Origin of the sequence: Dechloromonas denitrificans, assembly GCF_020510665.1 — a bacterium.
Taxonomy (GTDB): domain Bacteria; phylum Pseudomonadota; class Gammaproteobacteria; order Burkholderiales; family Rhodocyclaceae; genus Azonexus; species Azonexus denitrificans_B.
Genome location: NZ_CP075187.1, coordinates 65,538 through 88,108, shown reverse-complemented (window position 1 = coordinate 88,108; position 22,571 = coordinate 65,538). Strand labels below are relative to the sequence as shown.

General features: G+C 60.0%; 23 protein-coding genes, 1 tRNA gene and 1 pseudogene. 19 read left to right on the top strand and 6 right to left on the bottom strand.

The window, feature by feature from the left end; all coding sequences use genetic code 11:
• The first annotated feature begins 67 nt into the window (after positions 1 to 67).
• From KI614_RS00395 to KI614_RS00345, 11 genes are all read left to right on the top strand, one after another.
• Entirely contained in the window at positions 68 to 685 is a 618-nt protein-coding gene (locus KI614_RS00395; protein ID WP_226407111.1) for a 2-hydroxychromene-2-carboxylate isomerase, read from the top strand.
• 8 nt (positions 686 to 693) lie between these two features.
• Positions 694 to 1,293: a TIGR00730 family Rossman fold protein gene (locus KI614_RS00390; RefSeq protein ID WP_226407110.1), complete on the top strand. Its 600-nt coding sequence runs from the start codon at positions 694 to 696 to the stop codon at positions 1,291 to 1,293.
• A gap of 50 nt (positions 1,294 to 1,343) precedes the next feature.
• Positions 1,344 to 2,951, top strand: a complete 1,608-nt coding sequence (locus tag KI614_RS00385) for a carboxyl transferase domain-containing protein (RefSeq protein ID WP_226407109.1) — start codon at positions 1,344 to 1,346, stop codon at positions 2,949 to 2,951.
• Positions 2,952 to 2,960: 9 nt separating this feature from the next.
• On the top strand, positions 2,961 to 3,746 hold the full coding sequence (locus tag KI614_RS00380; protein WP_226407108.1) for an enoyl-CoA hydratase/isomerase family protein: 786 nt from the start codon (positions 2,961 to 2,963) through the stop codon (positions 3,744 to 3,746).
• A gap of 121 nt (positions 3,747 to 3,867) precedes the next feature.
• Positions 3,868 to 5,865, top strand: a complete 1,998-nt coding sequence (locus KI614_RS00375; protein ID WP_226407107.1) for an acetyl/propionyl/methylcrotonyl-CoA carboxylase subunit alpha — start codon at positions 3,868 to 3,870, stop codon at positions 5,863 to 5,865.
• Positions 5,866 to 5,953: 88 nt separating this feature from the next.
• On the top strand, positions 5,954 to 7,642 hold the full coding sequence (locus KI614_RS00370; RefSeq protein ID WP_226407106.1) for an AMP-binding protein: 1,689 nt from the start codon (positions 5,954 to 5,956) through the stop codon (positions 7,640 to 7,642).
• A 36-nt stretch (positions 7,643 to 7,678) separates the two neighbouring features.
• Positions 7,679 to 8,587, top strand: coding sequence for a hydroxymethylglutaryl-CoA lyase (locus tag KI614_RS00365; protein ID WP_226407104.1), 909 nt, complete (start codon positions 7,679 to 7,681; stop codon positions 8,585 to 8,587).
• 53 nt (positions 8,588 to 8,640) lie between these two features.
• The gene (locus tag KI614_RS00360) at positions 8,641 to 9,576 is read left to right on the top strand and encodes a hypothetical protein (RefSeq protein ID WP_226407102.1); all 936 of its coding nucleotides are present in this window, start codon (positions 8,641 to 8,643) and stop codon (positions 9,574 to 9,576) included.
• Positions 9,577 to 9,780 carry a DUF1289 domain-containing protein gene (locus KI614_RS00355; protein ID WP_226407100.1) on the top strand — a complete coding sequence of 68 codons (204 nt, stop codon included), beginning with the start codon at positions 9,577 to 9,579 and terminating at the stop codon, positions 9,778 to 9,780.
• A 4-nt stretch (positions 9,781 to 9,784) separates the two neighbouring features.
• Positions 9,785 to 9,961, top strand: coding sequence for a DUF1289 domain-containing protein (locus KI614_RS00350; RefSeq protein ID WP_226407098.1), 177 nt, complete (start codon positions 9,785 to 9,787; stop codon positions 9,959 to 9,961).
• The gene (locus KI614_RS00345; protein ID WP_226407096.1) at positions 9,958 to 10,872 is read left to right on the top strand and encodes an MBL fold metallo-hydrolase; all 915 of its coding nucleotides are present in this window, start codon (positions 9,958 to 9,960) and stop codon (positions 10,870 to 10,872) included. Before KI614_RS00350 ends, KI614_RS00345 begins: the two co-directional genes overlap by 4 nt.
• 6 nt (positions 10,873 to 10,878) lie before the next feature.
• Here the strand turns inward: KI614_RS00345 and KI614_RS00340 are convergent, their stop codons facing one another.
• Positions 10,879 to 12,054 (bottom strand): M20 aminoacylase family protein, encoded by a 1,176-nt coding sequence (locus KI614_RS00340; RefSeq protein WP_226407094.1) that lies wholly within the window; start codon positions 12,052 to 12,054, stop codon positions 10,879 to 10,881.
• Positions 12,055 to 12,125: 71 nt separating this feature from the next.
• Between KI614_RS00340 and rapZ the strand changes: the two genes are divergently transcribed.
• The 7 genes and pseudogenes from rapZ (at position 12,126) to KI614_RS00300 (ending at position 17,775) form a co-directional block, all read left to right on the top strand.
• Entirely contained in the window at positions 12,126 to 12,971 is an 846-nt protein-coding gene (rapZ, locus tag KI614_RS00335; protein WP_226407092.1) for an RNase adapter RapZ, read from the top strand.
• Positions 12,971 to 13,345, top strand: a complete 375-nt coding sequence (locus tag KI614_RS00330) for a NusG domain II-containing protein (protein WP_226407090.1) — start codon at positions 12,971 to 12,973, stop codon at positions 13,343 to 13,345. The genes rapZ and KI614_RS00330 overlap by 1 nt, the downstream gene beginning before the upstream one ends.
• Complete coding sequence (locus KI614_RS00325) at positions 13,326 to 13,862, top strand: Gx transporter family protein (protein WP_226407088.1); 537 nt, start codon at positions 13,326 to 13,328, stop codon at positions 13,860 to 13,862. Before KI614_RS00330 ends, KI614_RS00325 begins: the two co-directional genes overlap by 20 nt.
• A complete protein-coding gene (locus KI614_RS00320) occupies positions 13,855 to 14,460 on the top strand; it encodes a flavin prenyltransferase UbiX (RefSeq protein ID WP_226407086.1) in 606 nt (201 codons plus the stop codon). Before KI614_RS00325 ends, KI614_RS00320 begins: the two co-directional genes overlap by 8 nt.
• Positions 14,460 to 15,089: an LON peptidase substrate-binding domain-containing protein gene (locus KI614_RS00315; protein WP_226407085.1), complete on the top strand. Its 630-nt coding sequence runs from the start codon at positions 14,460 to 14,462 to the stop codon at positions 15,087 to 15,089. The genes KI614_RS00320 and KI614_RS00315 overlap by 1 nt, the downstream gene beginning before the upstream one ends.
• A gap of 20 nt (positions 15,090 to 15,109) precedes the next feature.
• Entirely contained in the window at positions 15,110 to 16,396 is a 1,287-nt protein-coding gene (locus KI614_RS00310) for a GGDEF domain-containing protein (RefSeq protein WP_226407084.1), read from the top strand.
• Positions 16,397 to 16,545: 149 nt separating this feature from the next.
• Positions 16,546 to 17,775: pseudogene (locus tag KI614_RS00300) on the top strand (IS3 family transposase).
• 76 nt (positions 17,776 to 17,851) lie between these two features.
• Here KI614_RS00300 and KI614_RS00295 read toward each other — a convergent pair.
• Both KI614_RS00295 and KI614_RS00290 read right to left on the bottom strand, forming a co-directional pair.
• Positions 17,852 to 17,925, bottom strand: a tRNA-Gly gene (locus tag KI614_RS00295).
• Positions 17,926 to 17,974: 49 nt separating this feature from the next.
• Positions 17,975 to 18,463, bottom strand: coding sequence for a flavin reductase family protein (locus KI614_RS00290; protein WP_226407082.1), 489 nt, complete (start codon positions 18,461 to 18,463; stop codon positions 17,975 to 17,977).
• Between the two features lie 65 nt (positions 18,464 to 18,528).
• Here KI614_RS00290 and mutY point away from each other — a divergent pair, with 65 nt between their 5' ends.
• Entirely contained in the window at positions 18,529 to 19,566 is a 1,038-nt protein-coding gene (mutY, locus tag KI614_RS00285; RefSeq protein WP_226407081.1) for an A/G-specific adenine glycosylase, read from the top strand.
• Here mutY and KI614_RS00280 read toward each other — a convergent pair.
• From KI614_RS00280 to KI614_RS00270, 3 genes are read right to left on the bottom strand one after another with little or no spacing between them, the layout of a single operon-like run.
• Complete coding sequence (locus KI614_RS00280; protein ID WP_226407080.1) at positions 19,538 to 20,752, bottom strand: HD-GYP domain-containing protein; 1,215 nt, start codon at positions 20,750 to 20,752, stop codon at positions 19,538 to 19,540. The two genes, mutY and KI614_RS00280, sit on opposite strands and share 29 nt — an antisense overlap.
• Positions 20,753 to 20,770: 18 nt before the next feature.
• On the bottom strand, positions 20,771 to 21,370 hold the full coding sequence (locus KI614_RS00275; protein WP_226407079.1) for a hypothetical protein: 600 nt from the start codon (positions 21,368 to 21,370) through the stop codon (positions 20,771 to 20,773).
• Complete coding sequence (locus tag KI614_RS00270; protein ID WP_226407078.1) at positions 21,355 to 22,560, bottom strand: HD-GYP domain-containing protein; 1,206 nt, start codon at positions 22,558 to 22,560, stop codon at positions 21,355 to 21,357. The genes KI614_RS00275 and KI614_RS00270 overlap by 16 nt, the downstream gene beginning before the upstream one ends.
• Between the last annotated feature and the right edge of the window lie 11 nt (positions 22,561 to 22,571).

Sequence of the window (22,571 nt, the reverse complement as noted above, 5' to 3'; positions counted from 1 at the left end):
ACACAAATACTGCGGTCGACCGGTCAAAACAATAAAAACCGGCGACCGCATTAACGAGGAGACACCCATGGCCGACTCAGCCAACACACCGATCGACTTCTATTTCGATTTTTCCAGCCCTTACGGTTACTTAATGGCTGAAAAAATCGATGCCCTCGCCGCACGTTACGGACGTAGCGTGACCTGGCATCCTGTGCTGCTCGGCATCATTTTCCAGGCGACCGGCTCGCGTCCGCCCGTTGTCGGTTCAAGCAGCAAAGCCAGCTACATGTTCCATGATTTCGCACGCTCCGCGCGCCACATGGGCATTCCCTACAACATGCCGAGCCGCTTCCCGCTGCCGACACAAAACGCCGCCCGCGCCTTCTACTGGCTGGCCGGGCAGGATGTTGCGCTAGCCAAGCAATTCGCACAGGCGGTCTATCGCGCCTTCTTCGTTGCCGACTGCGACATTTCCGCACCGGAAACCGTGCTCGAAATTGCTGCCAAACTCGGTGTCGACCGCGACAAACTGGGCGCCGCACTGCAAAGCCCGGAAATCAAGGCTCGGCTCAAGAACGAAGTCGATGCCGCGCTGCAGGCCGGCGTTTTTGGCTCCCCTCACCTGATCATCGACGGCGAAGCCTTCTTCGGCGCCGACCGCCTGCCGCAAATCGAGCACTGGCTCGAATCCGGCGGCTTCTGAAAGCAAGCATGCAAAGAATCTGCGTCTTCTGCGGAGCCAACTCCGGCCGCAATCCGCTCTACTGGGCCGAGGCTGAACGCGTCGGCCGCCTGTTGGCCGAACGAGGCATCGAACTGGTCTATGGCGGCGGCAATATCGGCCTGATGGGTGCCGTTGCCGATGGCTGCCTGGCAGCCGGCGGAAGCGTCATCGGTGTCATTCCGCAGGCGCTGATGGGCAAGGAGGTCGATGGTCGCAATGTCGAACATCGCGCCCTGACCCGGCTTGAAGTCGTCGATTCAATGCATACCCGCAAGGCACGGATGGCCGAACTGGCCGATGGTTTCATCGCCCTGCCCGGCGGCTTCGGCACCTTCGAGGAACTTTGCGAAATCCTCACCTGGGGCCAACTCGGGTTTCACGTGAAACCGATCGGGCTACTCAATATCAACAAGTTCTACGACCCGCTGCTCGCCTTGTTTGACCATGCGGTCAGCGAAGGCTTCCTGCGCGAGCAGAACCGCGCCATGGCGCTGGCCGAAACGGATATCGAACAACTGCTGGAAGCCATGCGGCGCTTCCAGCCAGAACCGGTCAGCAAATGGCTGAAGGACGAACGACAGTTGTAAGCCGGACAAAACAATCCCATCAGGACATATAAGCAAAAAAGCGAGGAGACATGACTACCCTGAAAACCCAACTCAATCCGCGTAGTGCCGATTTCCAGGCCAACGCGGCAGCCATGGAGACGGTCGTTGCCGATCTCCATGAAAAGGTCGAAAAGATCGCCCTCGGCGGACCGGAAGCGGCCCGCCAGAAGCATCTGGCGCGCGGCAAGCTGCTCCCCCGCGAGCGCGTCAATGGCCTGCTCGACCCCGGCACGCCCTTCCTTGAAATCGGCCAGTTCGCAGCCTACGGCATGTATGGCGGTGATGTCCCGGCCGCCTCGGTGATTGCCGGCATCGGTCGGGTCGAAGGTGTCGAGTGCATGATCGTGGCCAACGATGCGACGGTGAAAGGCGGCACTTATTACCCGTTGACCGTGAAAAAGCACCTGCGCGCCCAGGAAATCGCGCTGGAAAACCGTCTACCCTGCGTCTATCTGGTCGATTCCGGCGGCGCTTTCCTGCCGATGCAGGATGAAGTTTTCCCGGACAAGGAACATTTCGGCCGCATTTTCTTCAATCAGGCCAATCTGTCGGCCCAGGGCATTCCGCAGATCGCCGCCGTACTCGGCTCGTGTACTGCCGGTGGCGCTTACGTGCCGGCAATGTGCGACGAGTCGATCATCGTCAAGAACCAGGGCACCATCTTTCTCGGCGGCCCACCGCTGGTCAAGGCGGCAACCGGCGAAGTCGTCTCGGCCGAAGACCTCGGCGGGGCCGATGTGCATACGCGGATTTCCGGCGTCGTCGACCATCTGGCTGAAAACGATGCCCATGCACTGGCCATCGCCCGCCGGATCATCAAGGATCTGAACTGGAAAAAGGCCCCGCCGGTGACGTTGACCGCACCGCTAGCACCGCGCTATCCGACGCAGGAGCTGTACGGCGTCATCCCGACCGATTCCAAGAAACCTTTCGACGTGCGCGAAATCATTGCCCGCATCGTCGATGACTCGGATTTCGATGAATTCAAGGCCCGTTACGGCACGACGCTGGTCTGCGGCTTCGCCCGCATCTGGGGCTACCCGGTCGGTATCGTGGCGAATAACGGCATCCTGTTCTCCGAATCGGCCCTGAAAGGCGCCCATTTCATCGAACTGTGCGCCCAGCGCGGCATCCCGCTCGTTTTCCTGCAGAACATCACCGGCTTCATGGTCGGTCGCAAGTACGAAAATGGCGGCATCGCCCGCGATGGCGCCAAGATGGTCACCGCCGTCGCTACCGCCAAGGTGCCGAAATTCACCGTCGTCATTGGTGGCTCGTTTGGGGCCGGCAACTACGGCATGTGTGGCCGCGCCTACTCCCCGCGTTTCCTGTGGATGTGGCCAAACGCCCGCATCTCGGTGATGGGCGGCGAACAGGCCGCCGGTGTGCTGGCAACCGTCAAGCGCGATGGGATGGAAGCAACCGGAAAAACCTGGAGCGCCGAGGAAGAGGCGGCCTTCAAGGCGCCGATCCGCGAGCAGTACGAGACCCAGGGCCACCCCTATTACGCCAGCGCCCGATTGTGGGACGACGGCATCATCGATCCGGCTGATACCCGCCGCGTCCTTGGGCTCGGCCTCTCTGCCTCGATGAATGCCCCGGCCGAAGAGACCAAATTCGGCATCTTCCGGATGTAAGGAAAAGACATGTTTACGACACTCGAAATCGAACTCGCTGGCCAGGTGGCTACTATCTGGATGAACCGTCCGGAGATGCATAACGCCTTCGACGAAACACTGATCACCGAACTGACTGCCGCCTGCATCGCTCTCGATGAAGATACCGATGTCCGCGTCGTCGTCCTCGCCGGGCGCGGCAAAAGCTTCTCGGCCGGTGCCGACCTCAACTGGATGAAGCGAGCCGCCAACAACGGCGTCGATGACAATCTCAACGACGCGCGTGCGCTGGCCAGAATGTTGCGCGTCCTGGCCGAGATGAAGAAACCAACCATTGCTCGCATCCAGGGTGCGGCACTCGGCGGCGGCACCGGGCTGACGGCAGCCTGCGATATCGCCATCGCCTCGACCAAGGCTTTCTTCGCTACTTCCGAAGTCAAATTCGGCATCATTCCGTCGGCCATCAGCCCTTACGTCGTGCGCGCCATCGGTGCGCGTCAGGCCTATCGCTACTTCCAGTCGGCTGAACGCATCGACGCCAGCCGTGCCCGCGAACTTGGCCTGGTCCATGAAACCGTCGAGCCTGAAGCGCTCGATGCCAAGGTTGCCGAAATTGTCGCCGCACTGATCCAGGGCGGCCCGCTTGCCCAGGCTGCGGCCAAGGATCTGATCCGTGCCGTCGACAACAAGCCGATCAACGACAACGTCGTCGAGGACACTGCCCACCGAATCGCCCACCTGCGCGCCACGCCGGAAGCCAGAGACGGCATCGCCGCCTTCCTCGACAAGCGCTCACCGGCATGGATGGGGGAATAAGCCATGTTTAACAAGACCCTGATCGCCAACCGTGGGGACCAGTCCCGCAGGGATGCAGCGACGAAGTCAAACTGCCTGCGTGCCCAGCACGCCCAGGCGATTGCCCCGCGGGAGAACCAGCATGTTTAATAAAATCCTGATCGCCAACCGCGGGGAAATCGCCTGCCGTGTCATCAAGACTGCCCGCCGCATGGGCATTCGTACCGTCGCCGTCTATTCCGAAGCCGATGCCAATGCACGCCACGTGCGTCTCGCCGACGAAGCCGTACTGCTCGGCCCGGCCGCCGCCCGTGAGTCATATCTGGTCGCCGACAAGATTGTCGAAGCCTGCAAACGCACCGGCGCGCAGGCGGTCCATCCCGGCTACGGATTTCTCTCCGAGAACGCCGATTTTGCCGATGCGCTGGCGGCCAACGGCATCGCCTTCATCGGCCCACCGGCCTCGGCCATTCGCGCCATGGGCTCGAAATCCGAAGCCAAGAAGCTGATGGGCAAGGCCGCCGTACCGCTCACTCCCGGTTATCACGGCGACGACCAGACCCCGGCCCTGCTGCACAAGGAAGCCGATGCCATCGGCTATCCAGTGCTGATCAAGGCTGCCGCCGGCGGCGGTGGCAAGGGCATGCGTCTGGTTGAAAAGAGTGAGGACTTCCCGGATGCGCTGGCTTCGTGCAAGCGCGAGGCGATTTCCAGCTTCGGCGACGACCACGTGCTGATCGAAAAATACATCACCAAGCCGCGCCACATCGAAATCCAGGTCTTTGCCGATTCGCTCGGCAACTGCGTTTACCTGTTCGAGCGCGATTGCTCGGTGCAGCGCCGCCACCAAAAGGTGCTGGAAGAAGCGCCGGCTCCGGGCATGACGCTGGAACGCCGTCGCCAAATGGGCGAAGCCGCCGTCGCCGCCGCCAAGGCGGTCGGTTACGTCGGTGCCGGCACCGTCGAGTTCATCGCCAATCAGGACGGCTCGTTCTATTTCATGGAAATGAACACCCGCCTGCAGGTCGAACATCCGGTGACCGAAATGATCACCGGGCAGGATCTGGTCGAATGGCAACTGCGCGTCGCTGCCGGCCAGCCGCTGCCGCTCGCCCAGGAACAATTGCAGATTCGCGGCCATGCGCTGGAGGCCCGGATCTACGCCGAAGACGCCAACAAGGGCTTCCTGCCCTCAACCGGCAAGTTGATCCGCCTCGCCCCGCCGGCTGAAAGCATTCACGTTCGCGTCGATACCGGCGTCGAGGAAGGTGACGAAATCACCCCCTACTACGACCCGATGATCGCCAAGCTGATCGTCTGGGACGAGCATCGCGATGCCGCACTGGCCCGCATGCGCAAGGCGCTGGCTGATTACCAGGTGGCCGGCGTGACGACCAACATCGACTTCCTGTCACGCCTCGTCGCCTGCCCGGCTTTTGCCGGCGCCGACCTCGATACTGGCCTGATCGAACGTCAAAAGGACTTTCTCTTCCCGCCCGTTCAGGCCGTGCCACGCGACGCGCTGCTCGTCGCCACAGTCGGAGAATTGCTCTGGGAACAGCACGAAGCGAAGCAGAAAGCCAAGACCAGCGGCGATCCGTGGTCGCCATGGCATGCCCGTGACGGCTGGCGGATGAATTTGTCCGCTGCCCGCATGGTCGGCTTCCGTGATGGCGACAGCCTGATCGAAGCGCAGGTCCGCTACCAGCGCGATCAGTGGGCGATCACCATCCATGGCGAAACGACGCTGGCGCGCGGCAAAAAGCTGGAAGGCGATGCCTTTGCCGTCGAACTTGATGACCGCCGGCTGGTCGCCAGCGTTGTCGCGGTCGACGACAAGCGCAGCGTCTTTTTGAACGGCAGCACCTGCACGCTGTTGCGCGACGATCCGCTGCATCTGGTCGAAGCCGGCGGCGCACAAGGTGGCGGCCTGACCGCACCGATGCCGGGCAAGGTCGTTGCGCTGCTCGCCCAGATCGGTCAAAAGGTCGAAAAAGGCACGCCGCTGCTGATTCTCGAAGCGATGAAGATGGAACATACCATCACCGCGCCGGCCGCCGGCACCGTCAAGGCCTTCTGCTACGCCGCCGGCGAGCAGGTCAGCGACGGCGCAGCACTGGTCGAGTTCGAAACTGTTTGATTGACCTACCCCTTGTGGCGGCCGGACAACCGGCTGCCACAAGCACAATAAATCGAATACGCCCCCGCAGAGGGGCCACGGAGACAAGATGAACATGCAAAGTTACGTCCACGGGGCCAGTAACCAGCCCCTGATCGGCCAAACCATCGGCGCATATTTTGACGAGGTCTGTGCCCGCTTCGCCGAACGCGAAGCACTGGTCGTTCGCCACCAGAACGTGCGGATGACTTACGCCACGCTCAAGGAAACCGTCGACAACCTGGCCTGCGGCCTGCGCCGTCTCGGCCTGAAGCCGGGCGAGCGAATCGGCATCTGGTCGCAGAACAACACGGAGTGGGTACTCACACAGTTTGCAACGGCTAAGGCCGGCCTGGTGATGGTCAATATCAACCCGGCTTACCGACGCTCGGAACTGGAATACGTACTCAACAAGGTCGGCTGTCGCGCCTTGATCCTCGCGCCCAGTTTCAAGTCGAGCAACTATCTGGAAATGCTGCAGGATCTGGCACCGGAACTAGCCAGCGGCACACCGGGCGATATCCAGTGCGCCCGTCTGCCCGAGCTGAAGCACGTTATCCGGATGGGTGAGGAACGCACGCCGGGCATGCTCAATTTCGATACCCTGCGTCTGCCGGCCGCCCGTCACGAACTCAACGCGCTGGCCGAACTGGCCGAGACGCTGCAATTCGACGACCCGATCAATATCCAGTTCACTTCCGGCACAACCGGCGCGCCCAAGGGCGCCACGCTGTCGCACCACAACATCCTGAACAACGGCTTCTTCATCGGCGAAGCGATGCGTCTGACGCCGGAAGACCGCTTGTGCATCCCGGTACCGCTCTATCACTGCTTCGGCATGGTGCTCGGCAACCTCGCCTGCCTGACGCACGGCTCGGCGATGATTTTCCCCGGCGAAGGCTTTGATCCACTGTCGACGCTGGAAACCGTGGCCGACGAGCAGTGCACGGCGCTGCATGGCGTCCCGACCATGTTCATTGCCGTGCTCGATCATCCGGATTTCGCCAAATACGATTTGTCACGACTGCGCACCGGCATCATGGCCGGCAGCCCCTGCCCGATCGAGGTCATGAAGCGTGTGCTCGACCAGATGCACATGAACGAAGTGACCATCGCCTACGGCATGACCGAAACTTCGCCGGTGTCCTTCCAAAGCTCGGTCGATGATCCGGTCGAGCGCCGCGTTTCCACCGTTGGCCGCGTCCAGCCGCATGTCGAAGTCAAGATCGTCGATACCGACGGCCGCATCGTGCCGCGCGGCACGGCCGGCGAATTGCTGACCCGCGGCTATTCGGTAATGCTCGGCTACTGGGGTGACGAAGCCCGTACTCGCGAAGCGATCGACACCGCCGGCTGGATGCATACCGGCGATCTGGCGGTGATCGACGAAGCCGGTTACTGCAATATCGTCGGTCGCCTCAAAGACATGGTGATTCGCGGCGGCGAGAATATTTACCCGCGCGAAATCGAGGAATTCCTCTATCGCCACCCGAAAGTCCAGGACGTTCAAGTGATCGGCGTACCGGATCACAAATATGGCGAGGAACTGTGTGCCTGGATTATTCTGAAACCCGGCCAGAATGCGAACGAACAGGACATCCGCGATTTCTGCCAAGGCCAGATTGCCCACTACAAGGTGCCGCGCCACATCCGTTTCGTCGACAACTTCCCGATGACCATCACCGGCAAGATCCAGAAATTCATGATGCGCAACGCGATGAAGCAGGAACTGGGCATTCAGGAAGAAGCCCACGCCTGAGCAATCGCCGATTGACCCGATCCAAGGAAAGCCAAGATGCCGCTACCGAGCAAAGTAAAGATTGTCGAAGTCGGGCCACGTGACGGCCTGCAAAACGAAAAGCAGGTCGTTCCGACCGAAATCAAGATCGAACTGATCAACCGGCTGGCCGATGCCGGCCTCAGCGTCATCGAGGCGACCTCCTTCGTCTCACCCAAATGGGTGCCGCAGATGGGTGACAACAGCGCGGTGATGGCTGGCATCACCCGCCACCCCGCTGCGGTCTACCCGGTTTTGACGCCCAATTTGCAGGGTTTCGACTCGGCCGTGCAGGCCGGCGCGACTGAAGTCGCCATTTTTGGTGCCGCCTCCGAGAGTTTTTCGCGCAAAAATATCAATTGCTCCATCGCCGAGAGCCTGAAACGCTTCGAACCCGTCGTTTCGGCCGCATCGGCGCTGGAAATCAAGGTACGCGGCTACGTTTCCTGCGTCGTCGGCTGTCCCTACGAGGGCGCCATCGATCCGGAACAGGCGGCCAGCGTCGCCCAAACCTTGTTCGACATGGGCTGCTACGAAGTCTCGCTCGGTGACACCATCGGCGTCGGCAATCCGGCTTCGATCCGCCGGATGATCGAAGCCTGCGCCAAACGCATCCCGGTCGCCAAACTGGCCGGCCATTATCACGACACTTACGGCATGGCGATTGCCAACATCCATGCCTCACTGCAAGCAGGCGTCTCCGTTTTCGACAGTTCGATTGCCGGCCTGGGCGGCTGCCCCTACGCCAAAGGCGCATCCGGCAATGTCGCGACGGAAGATGTTGTCTATTTATTGCACGGGCTAGGCATTGAAACCGGCATCGATCTGGCTAAACTGGCGTTTATCGGTGACTGGATTTCCAGTGCCATCAATCGCCCGAATGGCGCCAAGGCCGGCCGGGCTTTATGTAGCCAAGCGAGCGTGTGAGTCTTTTTTCCAGCGTCACCGATCTATTCAAACCAACCCCGCCACCCAGTCCAATGCTCAGTCATGCATTCGACCGGGTTGCCGAGTTGGTCAATCCGATGCTCAAGGCGGCGCCAGATTTTCAGCACCGCTTGCGATTGCCGCTTGAGCATGCCCTCGGCTATTGCGACGGCTTGATCGCTGCGCTGCCTGGCCCGGTCGACATCAATCGACAAGCCTTTTCCAATGACCCGCTGGTCCATGCGCTATTTGCAACCGCCGATGACATCGACCAGATGCTCGGCCGCAGCCAGGCCATTCGTGACTTTCTGGCTGAGCCGGCTTGCTGGGAAAACGAATATTTTTACGCCTTGTTCGCCGCCCGTCGCCAGCAGAAAAAACAGCTCGGCATGGCTCAGCAGGGCGACATGATCCAGAACGACGTGCCCCAACTGGTGCTCTATTTCTCGGACCAGACGCTGATCGAACCCTGCTGCCAGCTTGAAATTACGCTGGAAAAACTCCGCCAGCGCGCGCTGGACAGTTTGCTGCGCACCTTTCATGACCACGTTGAAACACTGCGTCAGGAACGCGAAGGGCTGCGCGCCGATGCCTCGGCCGAACGGGCGCACCTGACCATTCTGCAAGGCACGACGCCGGGTAACGCTTACGAGGTACATACCCGGCATCTGGCCGACCTCGATGCACGCCTGCGCCAGACTGCCGAATTGTTGATGCCCGAGCATCTGGTCGAGGCGCTGGCCGATTTCCTTCTGGCCCCAGAACCGTCGCTCAAACTGACTCCTTACAGCGTCAACGTCGACCGCCTCGGTGTGGTCAGCGACAAAACCGCCGATGACGATCTCAGCGTGCATACCCTCAATTTCCCGGAACTAACGGCCCGCGACAAGCGTCTTCATCTCGTCACACTCGCCCGCATCCACCGCGACGAGGCCCTTGAGGCCGTTGAAATGGTGCGCGACCAGCAACATCGTTTCATGCTCATCTAAATGCTCAAATCACCCTGTATCAACGTCTGCCGGATGGATGCCCGCAGCGGCCTGTGCACCGGCTGTTTCCGGACCATTGAAGAAATCACCGTCTGGGCCCGTACGGACGACCATGAGCGGCGCAACATCCTGAACCGTATCGCCGCACGCCGTTCAACCAGCAGTGCAGCAGACACCGCCCCCCAGCGCCAGAAGGCGAACTGAATTCATGAACAACGAAGAAGATCTCTACCTCTGCGTCGGTATCTGCCAGGCTGACCCCGATTCCGGCTACTGCCTTGGCTGCGGCCGTCCACCAATCGATTCACCGAAAATCGTCGCCGAACTCAGCCCACCGGTTTTTTCAGCCCCGACGACAAGCAACGACCCGGATACGCCGGAATGAGTCTCAACCTGCCGGAAACGTTGGTCGTTCTTGAGCGTGGCTGGCTCTCGGCCAACAATATTCTCTGTTTTGATGGCGACCAGGCCACGCTGGTCGACAGCGGCTATTCGACCCATGCCGCGCAAACCGTCGAGCTGGTGGGGCACACGCTGGCGGGTCGATCCCTCAAGCGGCTGGTCAACACCCATTCACATTCCGACCACATCGGCGGCAATGCCGCCTTGCAAGCCACATTCGGCTGTGAAATTGCCGTACCGGCCGGCCTGCACGCCACCATTGCCGACTGGAATGAAGACGCCCTGCTGCTTTCGCCGCTCGGCCAGCAATCAGCCCGCTTTCAGCACGACCTGCTGATCGGGGCCGGCAGCGAACTGGAAATGGGCGAACTGGTCTGGCAGGCACTGGCCGTTCCCGGTCACGACATGGAAGCACTGGCCTACTTCAATCCGGAACAGGGCATCCTGATTTCTGGCGATGCCCTGTGGGAAAACGGTTTTGGCGTCATTTTCCCGGAACTGCTCGGCGAAGCTGACGGCTTGCGCAGCACCCGGGAAACGCTGGAGATGCTCGCCCGACTGCCGATAAAAACAGTCATTCCCGGCCACGGCTGCCCGTTTGCCACGGTCGACACGGCTTTTGAGCGGGCTTTTCGCCGGCTGGCCGGTTTCGAAGCCAATATCGAACTGCTCGCCTGGCATGCGATCAAGGTGATTACCGCCTTCGCCATGATGGAAAAGCGGCGCCTGCCAATTGCCGAATTCCCAACCTTCATTCTTGGCTTGCCCTTCGCCACCGACGTCAATCGCCGCTACCTCAATTTGCGCGACGACCAGCTGGTCGAACGTCTGGAACGGGAACTCCTGCTCGTCAATGCCCTGCGAATGGAAGATGGCGAACTGCTCGCCGGCTAGACGGGATCAGGATTTTGGCAAGGCCTGCTGAACCAGCCGGACCCAGTAATTAACGCCCAGGGTCAGCAATTCATCGTTGAAATCGTAATGCGGGTTGTGCAGCGTGCAGCCGCCGGTTCCCGGGCCGTTACCGAGCCAGACATAACAACCCGGCTTTTCCCGCAGCATGTAGGCAAAATCCTCTGCGCCCATCGACGGCAAGATATCAGTGAGCACTCGCTCTCTTCCAAATACAGACGCAGCAATATCCCGACAAAAATTTGCCTCCGGAACGCTGTTGACCGTAGGCGGATAGCGATGGTCGAAATGGACACTGATCTGAGCCGCATTGGCCGCGGCAATGCCGCTGCATAAACGTTCGATCGCCCGCTCGACACTTTCCTGAACCTCGGGCTTGAAACTGCGGATCGTGCCGCGCAACACCACTTCTTCCGGAATGATGTTCCAGGCCTCACCGGCATGGAACTGGGTCACACTGACCACGGCTGAGTCGCAAGGATGCAGTGTGCGGCTGACCACCGTTTGCAGGGCCTGGACCAGTTGCGCACCGGCGACGATTGAATCGACGCCCTGATGCGGCATCGCGGCATGGCAACCATGGCCGCGCACAATGATTTCGAAACCACAAGTGCCGGCCATGACCGGGCCGGGCATCACCGCCATTTCGCCGACCGGAATGCCCGGCCAGTTGTGCAGGCCGAATACCGACTCGACCGGGAAGCGCTCGAACAGACCATCCTCGATCATCACCGCTGCACCACCCTCCGACTCTTCAGCCGGCTGGAAAATGAAAACAGCAATTCCATCAAAATCGGGCTCGGCCGCAAGATACCGGGCGGCACCGAGCAGCATCGCCGTGTGGCCGTCGTGGCCGCAGGCATGCATTTTCCCGGCATGCCGCGAATGATGGGGAAATTCGTTCAATTCGGCGAGCGGCAAGGCATCCATATCGGCCCGCAAACCGATCATCCGGCCAGAAGTACCCGCCCGCAAGACACCCACCACACCGGTTTTGGCAATCCCGCGATGGACTTCGAGGCCGTAGCGTTCAAGTTCGCGCGCGACCAGATCGGCCGTTCTGTTTTCGTCGAAAGCCAGTTCCGGATGAGCGTGAATATCGCGCCTTTGCGCGGTCAACTCGGCGAGAAAGGGCAAATTGAGCAAAGGAAGGGTCGGGGGCATGGGTGTCTCCTTGTTTCCTTCAATTATGCCTTGGGTTGATCCGGCGCGTCGCCTTGATTATGCTCCGTCAGATGGATCTCATTCTGATTAGCGGCCTCTCCGGCTCAGGCAAGTCCGTCGCCCTCAATCTCCTCGAAGATGCTGGCTATTACTGCGTCGACAACCTGCCGGTCGTGATGCTGACCGTCCTTATCCGGATGCTCGGCGAAGAAAACATCAAGAAAGTCGCTGTTGGCATCGATGCCCGCTCCGGTGACGGTATCGAGCGCCTGCCGGGCAAACTGGAAATCCTGCGCGATGAAGGTATCCGGCTCAACTTCCTGTTCCTCTACGCCAACGATGAAACGCTGCTCAAGCGTTATTCCGAATCGCGCCGCCGCCATCCGCTCGCGACCGAAGGCCAGACACTGGAGGAGGCCATCCGCGCCGAGCGCGATTTGATCAGCCCGATTTCCGACCTCGGCCATCGTATCGATACCAGCAACCTGAAAGCCAACGCCCTGCGCGAGTGGGTACGCCAGTTCATCGAAGCCGAGCCCGGCCAGGGCCTGACGCTGATGTTCGAGTCGTTTGGCTTCAAGCACGGCCTGCCGCTCGATGCCGATCTGGTCTTCGATGTCCGTTGCCTGCCCAATCCACACTACGACCCGCAGTTGCGTCCGCTGACCGGCCGGGATCAACCGGTCATCGCCTTCCTCGAAGCGGAAGCTGAAGTCTGCCGGATGCGTGACGACATCCGCCGCTTCGTCGCCGACTGGCTGCCGAGCTACATCCGCGACAACCGCAACTATCTGACGGTCGCCATCGGCTGCACTGGCGGACAGCACCGCTCGGTGTATATCGCCGAGTGGCTGAGCCGCGAATTTGCCAGTCAGGCTCGTGTGTTGGTCCGTCACCGGACCCTGGCCGGCAGTTGATGCCCTGGCTGGCCCTGATTCGTCCGGGCGACTGGCTGACCCTGCTGGCCGGTATCGGCCTTGTCGGCATCAGCATTCCGGTTTTCTGGCAGGGCGGCTTGGCCGACCGCGCAATCATCCGCCAGGAAGGGCAAATTTTCGCTGAAATCGATTTGCGCAGCCGCAAGCAGCTTGAAGTCCCCGGCCCGCTCGGCACGACGCTGATCGCCATTGAACCGGGCCGCGCCCGCGTCGTCTCCGACCCCGGTCCGCGTCAATATTGTGTTCGTCAGGGCTGGCTGATGCGCCCCGGCGAAATTGCCATTTGTGCCCCGAATCGCGTCAGCCTGCAGATTAGCGGCCGAACCCGCATCTATGACTCGATCAGTTATTGAACTCCGCGTCAGCGACGAGGACCGGCGCGTTGCCTGGCTGGCAACGGCTGCGGTCGGTCTGTCATTGGTCGATGCAGCAATTCCCTCCCCGCTGCCCGGCATCAAACCGGGCTTGGCCAATATCGTCACACTCGTCGTCCTGGCCCGCTACGGCTGGGGCACGGCGGTCTGGGTCAGCGGCCTGCGCGTACTGGCCGGCAGCCTGCTGCTTGGCTACTTTCTTGCACCCGGTTTTTTCCTGTCGCTGACCGGTACCACGCTCAGCCTGTTGACGCTGGGCCTCGCCCGCCATTTGCCGGGCCGCTGGTTTGGGCCGGTCAGCCTGTCCATCCTCGCTGCTTTTGCCCACATCGGCGGGCAGTTGCTGCTCGCCCGGCTCTGGCTGATTCCGCACGATGGCGTTTTCCTGCTGACGCCCGTCTTTGCCGGTGCGGCACTGTTCTTCGGCACCATCAACGGCCTGATCGCAGCTAAACTGCTGACTGAACCCGCTGCTTCGGAACAACACCATGCCTAAGACCATCTGCCTCGCACTGACCGGCGCCTCCGGCATGCCCTACGGCTTGCGCCTGCTCGAATGCCTGCTGGCAGCCGGCTGCAAGGTCCAGTTACTCTATTCGCAGGCATCGCAAGTCGTTGCCCGGCAGGAAATGGGGTTCGAGCTGCCCTCGCGGCCAAGCGAAGCAAAAGCCGCCCTGCTCGCCCGCTTTCCTGCGGTCGACGCCGAAAAACTGGCTGTTTTCGGGCGCGAGGAATGGTTTGCTCCGGTAGCATCCGGCTCCAACCCGCCCGACGCCATGGTCATCTGCCCCTGCTCGATGGGCACCCTGGCGGCCATCGCCCAGGGATTGGCCGACAACCTGATCGAACGCGCGGCCGATGTTGTCCTCAAGGAAGGCCGCAAACTGGTGCTGGTTCCACGTGAAACGCCGTTTTCCGCGATTCATCTGGAAAACATGCTGCGCCTGTCACGTGCCGGCACCGTCATCCTGCCGCCCAGCCCCGGCTTCTACCACCATCCCCAAAGCGTGCAGGACATTGTCGACTTCGTCGTCGCGCGCGTCATGGACCAACTCGGCATATCGCATACGCTGATGCAGCGCTGGGGCGAATAATGGGCTGGTTCGGCATCGGTCGGAACACGGGCGAGTCACCCCGCGAAACCCGGGCAATTCCGCTCTTCCCGCTCAAGACCGTACTTTTCCCCGGCGGCATCCTGCCGCTCAAGGTCTTCGAACAACGCTATCTCGACATGGCCGCCGCCTGCATGAAGGACAACCAGCCCTTCGGCGTTTGCCTGATTGCCCAGGGCGAAGAAACTGGTGCTGTCGCAGACACCCAGCCGATCGGCACACTGGCCCGGATCAGCCATTGGGACATGGAGCAGCTCGGCATCCTGCAGATCACCGCCCATGGCGGCCAGCGCTTCCGCATCCTTGAAACGCAGCAGAACAAGGACAAGTTGCTCGAAGCCGAGGTCGAACTGATCGCCGACCAGAGCACGACACTCCCACCCCAGCATCAGCGCCTGCTCCCGCTGCTGCGCAAGATCATCAGCGACCTCGGCCCGGAACGCATGCCGGAACCGCACCGCTTCGACGATGCCGAGTGGGTCGGTTATCGCATCACTGAAATATTGCCAATTCAGAATCTGGCCAAGCAAAAGCTGCTTGAACTCGATGATCCACTTTCCCGACTTGAAATTCTTGAGAAATTCCTCGTTCAGCGGAAGCTGCTCGATTAGTCGAGCAGGTAAAGGCAGCCTTGCGATTGATTCGCCCGGACAACAGCGAAATTGATGCGCGTCGACGGCTAGAAAAACACGACCCACGTTACACTGTTGCAGCCTACACATCAGGAAGCACAATGAGCTTGGATGTTCGTACCATCATGCTGGTCTTTTCGGCCCTGACACTCATGTTTTCGGGCCTTCTGGCACTGGTGGGAAGATACACCGGCAACGTCAAGGGTGTCGGGCATTGGGCTCTGGCCAATCTGCTCATGGCAAGCGGCTTCGCCTTCTCCTATTCGTTCAGCACTACGTTACCCAATCAATTGCTGTGGCCTATCGTTGCCGCATCGGTACTCATTGTTAGCGGACTTTGCCTCCAATACGCCGGCATCCAGCGTTTCAAGGAAAAACCAATCAACTGGAAATTCGTGGCGCTAGCGGTGGCTGCAATATTCGTCAGCGGGATATGGTTCACCGGAATTCACAACAATGTCACCAACCGCGCAATTGTAAATTCCATCGTCTTCGGCATTGTTTTTATCGCCTGCGCTCGCGAGCTATTGATTCCCGCTGAAGCACCTCTCAGGATTGCCTACTGGCTGACAGGAATCAGCTTTGGCGCACTCTCCGTGCTGGTCTTCGCCAGGGCCGCCATCCTGTGGCAATCATCAACTGAATCCTACGGCCTTTTCCAGAACATCCCGATCAATCCGCTGACTTTCCTCGGTATCTGCCTGCTTCAGTTCAGCACCATGTTCGGCTTTGTCCTGATGCTTGCCTATCGTTTGGTCGGCGAACTGGCCAAACTCGCCTCACAGGACCCACTGACCGGTGCATTCAATCGTCGCCGGCTGGAAGAGGAAGCCTTGCGGGTGCAAGCACGCAGCATTCGCACCGGCAAACCGATGGCTGTCATGATGATCGATGTGGATCACTTCAAAACGGTGAATGACCGCTTCGGCCATCAAGTCGGAGATGAAGTCCTCAAGCACGTTGCGAAAATCATCGAAACAACAATTCGGGCAGATGACTATTTTGGCCGCTACGGTGGCGAAGAGTTCTGCATTCTGCTCCCCTCCACCGCCAAGGATGAAGCCTATGCGATGGGAGAGCGACTACGACAAATCTACGCCGACACGTCCTACCTGTTCGACGGCCAGCACATACACAGCACCATCAGCATCGGCATTGCCGATTCAGCCGATGTGGGAACCGAATTCAAAACCTTGGTCCAGGCGGCCGACAAAGCACTCTACGAAGCCAAGCAAGCAGGCCGCAATCTCGTCATGCAGCACGCCAGCGTCGCGATGTTTGCCTGAACCTGGTTGAATGCTTCCGGGTAAGGTTCTCTGCTAGCAGATTCTGCCCAGGCAACAAAAAAGCCAACCGGCTTCGGTTGGCTTTTTCTTTTGCAGTGACCCGTCCTGAATGAAGTTGACACCTTTTCTAGAACGAAAGGGGCAGTCAGATGGAGTCAGGGGTTAAGAGGACACAGCGAGACTACACGCTGGCTTTTAAACGGGCCGTTGTTGAGCAGGTAGAAAAAGGCGAACTGAGCTACAAGCAAGCCCAGCAGCGTTACGGTATCCAGGGCAGATCGACGGTCTTGGTTTGGTTACGCAAGCATGGTCGCCAGAACTGGGGGCCGATGGCATCATACGGCCGCATGAGTGAGCCAACCCGAACATCAGCGAGCAGCCAGGGCCAGACGCCGGAACAGCGGATCAAGGAGCTGGAAGTCCAACTCAAGGAAGCCCGAGAGAAATCCCAATTCTTCGAAGCGGTCATTGACGTTTTGAAGAAGGACTATGGAGTTCGCGTGGTAAAAAAGCCTGTGGGCAAGTCCTCGCGCAAAAGTCCGTCGAAGGACTGAGTGTATCGAGGGCTTGCCGCTATATGGGCATCAGCCGGCAGGCACATTACCAGTGGCAGCAGCGTCGAGTGCACGATGAGGTCAAGTACGAACGGGTTCTTGAGTTGGTAAAGGCCAAGCGCTTGCATCAGCCCAGACTGGGGACGCGCAAGCTACATCACCTGCTTGGCCCGACGCTAGCGGCCGAAGGGCGATGCCTTGTTCGATCTGTTGCGTTGGAATCGCCTGTTGGTGCCAACCAAGCGGGCGTATCACAAGACGACCGACAGCCACCACCATTTCCGGCGCCATCCCAATTTGCTGAAAGCGGGACCGGATCAGGTTAGCGCCGAGGCGAGCGAGCAGGTTTGGGTTGCCGATATCACCTATTTGCCTACCCGTGAGCGCTGTGCCTATCTGAGCCTGATTACCGATGCCTATTCACGCAAGATTGTGGGTTACCACGTCCATGACCGCCTGCACACGACTGAGGTAAGCCAGGCTTTGAAGATGGCGTTAAAGGGGCGTCAGGGAAATGGGCTGCTGATCCATCATTCAGACCGTGGAGTCCAATACTGCGCTAATGAGTACCAAGCTATTCATCAGAAACACGGGGTGATCTGCTCAATGACGGACGGCTATGATTGCTATCAGAACGCCTTGGCAGAGCGGGTTAATGGCATTCTCAAGCAGGAGTTTCTACTCCAGCAGCCCGACGATCTCGATCAGGCACGCCGCATGGTCAGTCAATCCATCGCCATCTACAACCAGGAGAGACCGCATTTCTCGCTACAATTGAAGACGCCCGATGAGGTTCATCGGGCGTCTTTGAAGGCCAGCAATTAAGCTGGCCAATCCGTCGCAACAGGTGTCAACCTAGATTAGGACGGGTCACAGATTAACGATCTGCGAGAATTCGATGTGGAGCGGGCGATGGGAATCGAACCCACGGCTCTAGCTTGGGAAGCTAGGGTATTACCATTATACGACGCCCGCTCAGGCGTCCAGACCGGCATTCTAAGCGCAGAAGCAGCGCGGTTCAATCTCAATCGGCGAGTTTGCGATACTGGCCAGCGTGGAAAAGCAACGGAACGAGGTCAGCGGTTTCGTTGAAGCGTTCAACCCGGCCGATGAAAATGGTGTGATCGCCGGCGAGGTGTTGCGTTTCGTTGGCGACTTCGAAGGTCGCGCAGCAATTCGGGAAGACCGGAGCTCCACCGGCACCGGCTTGCCAGGGCAGGCCGACAAAGCGGTCGGTCGGCCAGGTGGCGAAGCGATTCGACAGATCCTGCTGGTCGACCGCGAGAATGTTGATCGCGTGGTGGCTGGCGCGGCGGAAGGCTTCGAGGTTGTGCGAATGGTTATCCAGGCACCAGAGAACCAGCGCGGGTTCGAGCGAAACGGCCGAGAAGGAATTGATGGTCAATCCAATCGGGTGGCCATCGGGGTCGATGGCGGTCACTACGGCGATGCCGGTGGCAAAGCGCCCAAGGGCGTTACGCAAGGCTCGGCTATCGGTCTGGGATTGGGTCATCTCGGTTTGATTTGCGTCAAAAGGCCGTATTATCCGTGCTCCCGGAGCACACGTCGAGGCAGAATTTGGCCAATCACCCTTCATTTACCGAACGTCTGATTACCTGGCAGAAGATTGCCGGGCGTCACGACCTGCCCTGGCAGCAGACGCGCGACCCTTATCGCGTCTGGCTTTCAGAGATCATGCTGCAGCAAACGCAGGTGGCCACGGTGATTCCGTATTACCAGCGTTTTCTCGACAGTTTTCCCGATGTTGCCAGCCTGGCAGCGGCGCCGATTGATCGGGTGATCGAACATTGGGCCGGTCTGGGCTATTACGCCCGGGCGCGCAACCTGCATCGCTGCGCCCAGCAGGTTGTCGCGGTCTACGCTGGAAATTTTCCGGATTTGCCCGAGCAGCTCGCCGAATTGCCCGGTATTGGCCGGTCGACCGCGGCAGCCATCGCCGCGTTTTGTTTTGGAAAAAAAGCGGCGATTCTCGACGGCAACGTCAAACGTGTTCTCTGCCGCCAATTCGGCATCGATGGATTTCCCGGCGCAACAGCCGTCGACCGCGAACTTTGGCGGCTGGCCGAAAGCCTGTTGCCAGATAGCGATATCGCGGTCTACACGCAGGGCTTGATGGATCTCGGCGCAACCTTGTGCACACGCAGCCGGCCGCGCTGCGATGATTGCCCGATACGCAGCGACTGCGTCGCCCGGCGTGATGGCCGGCAGGCCGAATTACCGATGGCCAAACCCCGCCCGGCGGTGCCCGAACGTAGCGCCGGCTTTGTCCTGATTACAGATGGTTTGCGGCTGCTGCTCGAACGGCGGCCACCGAGTGGCTTGTGGGGCGGTTTGCTGGTGCCGCCGGAAGGCGAGGCTGAGGCTGTTCTTGCGCGACTGGGTCTGCAAGTGTTGGAAATACGCCCGCTGCTACCGCTCAAACATGCTTTCACGCATTTCCGCCTGACTTTGCAGCCGGTGCTGTGCACAGTTACGCCGGTTCAGCTGGCGGGAGAAAGCGGGCTTGAATGGGTTGATTTGCACCGAGCCGCCGAGGCCGGCGTACCGACGCCGATCAAGAAGCTGATCAGACAGGTTGCCAGCGCAAGGGGCTGATGCCCCAACGCTCGTAATCTTCGGCGCTGACGATCTGACCGTAGTGGTTGCCGATCTTGCGCGACAGGTCGACTTCGACCGGAGCGACGTATTGCCGGCGTCCGCCATGGAAAATCACCCTGACCACCGGGGCCAGTAGGTTATCCTGGTGGATGCGCTCAACCACGCCGAGATGCCCGCTTTCCAGCTTGACCAGGGTGCCGACCGGGTAAATGCCGACGGTACGCACAAAAGCCGAGACCAGCTCGGGGTCAAAGTCGCTGCCCCCTTGATCGAACAGCTGGCGCAAGGCCAGCGACGGTGAAATGGCCGGCCGGTAAGGTCGATCCGAAGTCATCGCATCGTAGGTATCGACAATCGCCGCCATCCGCCCGGCCAGCGAAATCTCGTCGCCGGCCATCCGATACGGGTAGCCGCAGCCGTTGTAGCGTTCATGGTGTTCCAGCACCACGGCAACCGAGGTTTCCGACAAGCGGGTCGTCGCCTCAAGAACAGCCAGCCCTTCCTCGACGTGGCTCTGCACCACGCTGAACTCGGATTTCGACAGCGAGCCGGGGCGTGTCATCAGTTTGGCATCAATCGCCGAATGGCCGATATCCTTGAGCATCGTACCGAGCGCCAGCTTTTCCAGTTCCGGCTGGGGCATGCCTTGTTGCTGGCCAAAGGCGATGATCAATGCCGAAGTCGCCACGGCATGTTCGGTGGCATAAGCATCCATCCGTTTCAAGCGGGCCAGCGGTGCCAGCGCATCCGGATTGCGAATCACCGACTCGATCATCTTGCCGACGACCGGCTCAAGGCGCGCGGCATCGACATTGCGACCGGCCTGTGCGGCAAGCACCAGATCGGTCACCATGTCGCTGGCTTCGTGAATCAGGCGTGCCGCCCGGCGCCGTTCCTCGCCCAGCGAGACCTTGGGCTGGCGGGCACGCACCGCCTCGACCAGCGTTTCAATCTTTTTCTCGACGACATTGATCCGGGCAATCGGCGACACAGGTGGCAGATCAAGCCCGCGCTCGGTATCGATGCTGACGTCCTTGAAACCCTCGGCAATCAGTTTCTGAACATGCGCCTGATCGCGAATCGGAAACCGTCGGCGCCAGATCGAGTGGTCCAACCAGCGTCGATGTAAATCGACGACATACATGCCGGGCAGCAGGTCATGAACGGAAATTTTGCGGATCACGCGTGCGCCCTGACTGGCCTATTGCTCGGATTTGGCGGCAGCTTCGGCAGCCCGGCGCTCGGCCTTTTCCACCTGGCGCGCATGGCGGGCTTCGTGGTCGGCACGTTTCTTTTGCTGGCGCTCGGCATCTGCCGCACGCCGCTTCAACCCCTCTTCAGCCTTGACCGACTTGCTCGCACGCGTCGCAGCTTCAGCTTCAGCCTCGGCCGCTGCCTTGCGTTCGGCGGCGGTATCGCTCGCCCTGACGTCCAGCTCGGCCTCGCGCTTCGGCACTTCTGCAGCACGCCGCAATGCCTTGTCGCTGGCCTGCTCTTTCTTGACCTGACGCTCCATGGCCCGGCCTTCGTTATCTAGGCGTTGCCCTTCATTGGCCTCGGCAACGTATTCGGCCTGCACGGTTTCCTGGCAGGCATAAACCCGAAAAGCCTTAAAACACTCGGCATTTTTCTTCTCGAACAGCTTGCTTGCAGCATCTTTCCTGGCCTTGCCATCGCGCTGCAAGGCAGCGGCTTTTTCAAGACGTGCCTCCCAGTCTGCAAGCTGGGCAGGATCAGGCGGGTTTTCTGCGGCCCCGGCCGAAAACGTAACGGCCAGCAAGGCAATTACGAGGGCAGCCACTGATAGGGGTCGATTTTCCATTTTTCAAAACTTTCAAAACTTGCGATGCGATCCTGCACCTTCGAAAGATCGACGATCTCGGGCGGAACGTAATGTGACTGGCCGGCATGGTAGAAAACACGCACCACCGGCTCCAGCAGATTGCCTTCGTTTTGCTCGGTGACGACGCCCATCCGCTTACTTTCCAGACGGACCAGTGTACCAGCAGGATAAATGCCGATGGCACGAATAAACGATTGCACCAGCTGCGGGTCGAAATGATGCGAACTCCATTCGAGCAGCTTCTTCAGCGCCTGCGTCGGTGACATGCCACGGTGGTAGACCCGCTCCGACGAAATGGCATCGTAAACATCAACAATTGCCGCCATCTGCCCATGAAGGGAAATCTGCTTGCCGGACATGGCATGCGGATAACCCGTACCATCGAAGCGTTCGTGATGCTGGCTGATGACCTGCATCGATACCTCACCTAGCCCCGGCATGGTGCGCAACAGGTGAACGCCTTCGTCGACATGCGATTTGATGCGCTCAAACTCATCATCATTCAGCTTGCCTGGCTTGTTCAGGATTTCGTCCGGCACGCAGGCTTTGCCGACATCGTGCAGCAAGGCGCCGAGGGCGAGCTCCTTGACTGTCTCACGGGGCAATTTCATGCCGCGGGCGAATGCCACCATCAACGCACAAACGCTGACCGAGTGCTCAAAAGTGTAATCGTCATGGGTTTTCAGATGCGCCAGCGGCAACAAGGCATCCTGATGGCGAAAGATCGAATCGACCATATTTTCAACCAGCGGTTCGAGACGTTCGACCTGGATCTGCTGGCCCAGACGGATATCTTCCAGCATGCTGCGCACGATCTTGTTGGCCTCGCCGTGCAAGCGTCGGGCGCGCGCCACCTCTTCGCGCAATTCGACGACCACCGGCTTTTCGGCCTGCTTCTGCGCAATTTCCAGCATCCGGCGCTCAAGATCGGCATTGACATCGTGCTGCGTCGGGGCAGCCCAGACATCGGCCCCCTTGATCGTGTCGATGTACAACGTCTTGATACCCAGCTTGACGATCTTTTCAACCGTCGCCTGATCGCGCACCGCGAAGGCGTTGGAAAAAAATGGATGATCGAGCCAGCCACAATTTAAATCGTGGATGTACATCCCCGGCTGGAGCTGGTCGGCGCGAATCTGCTTGATCATGCACGGGATTT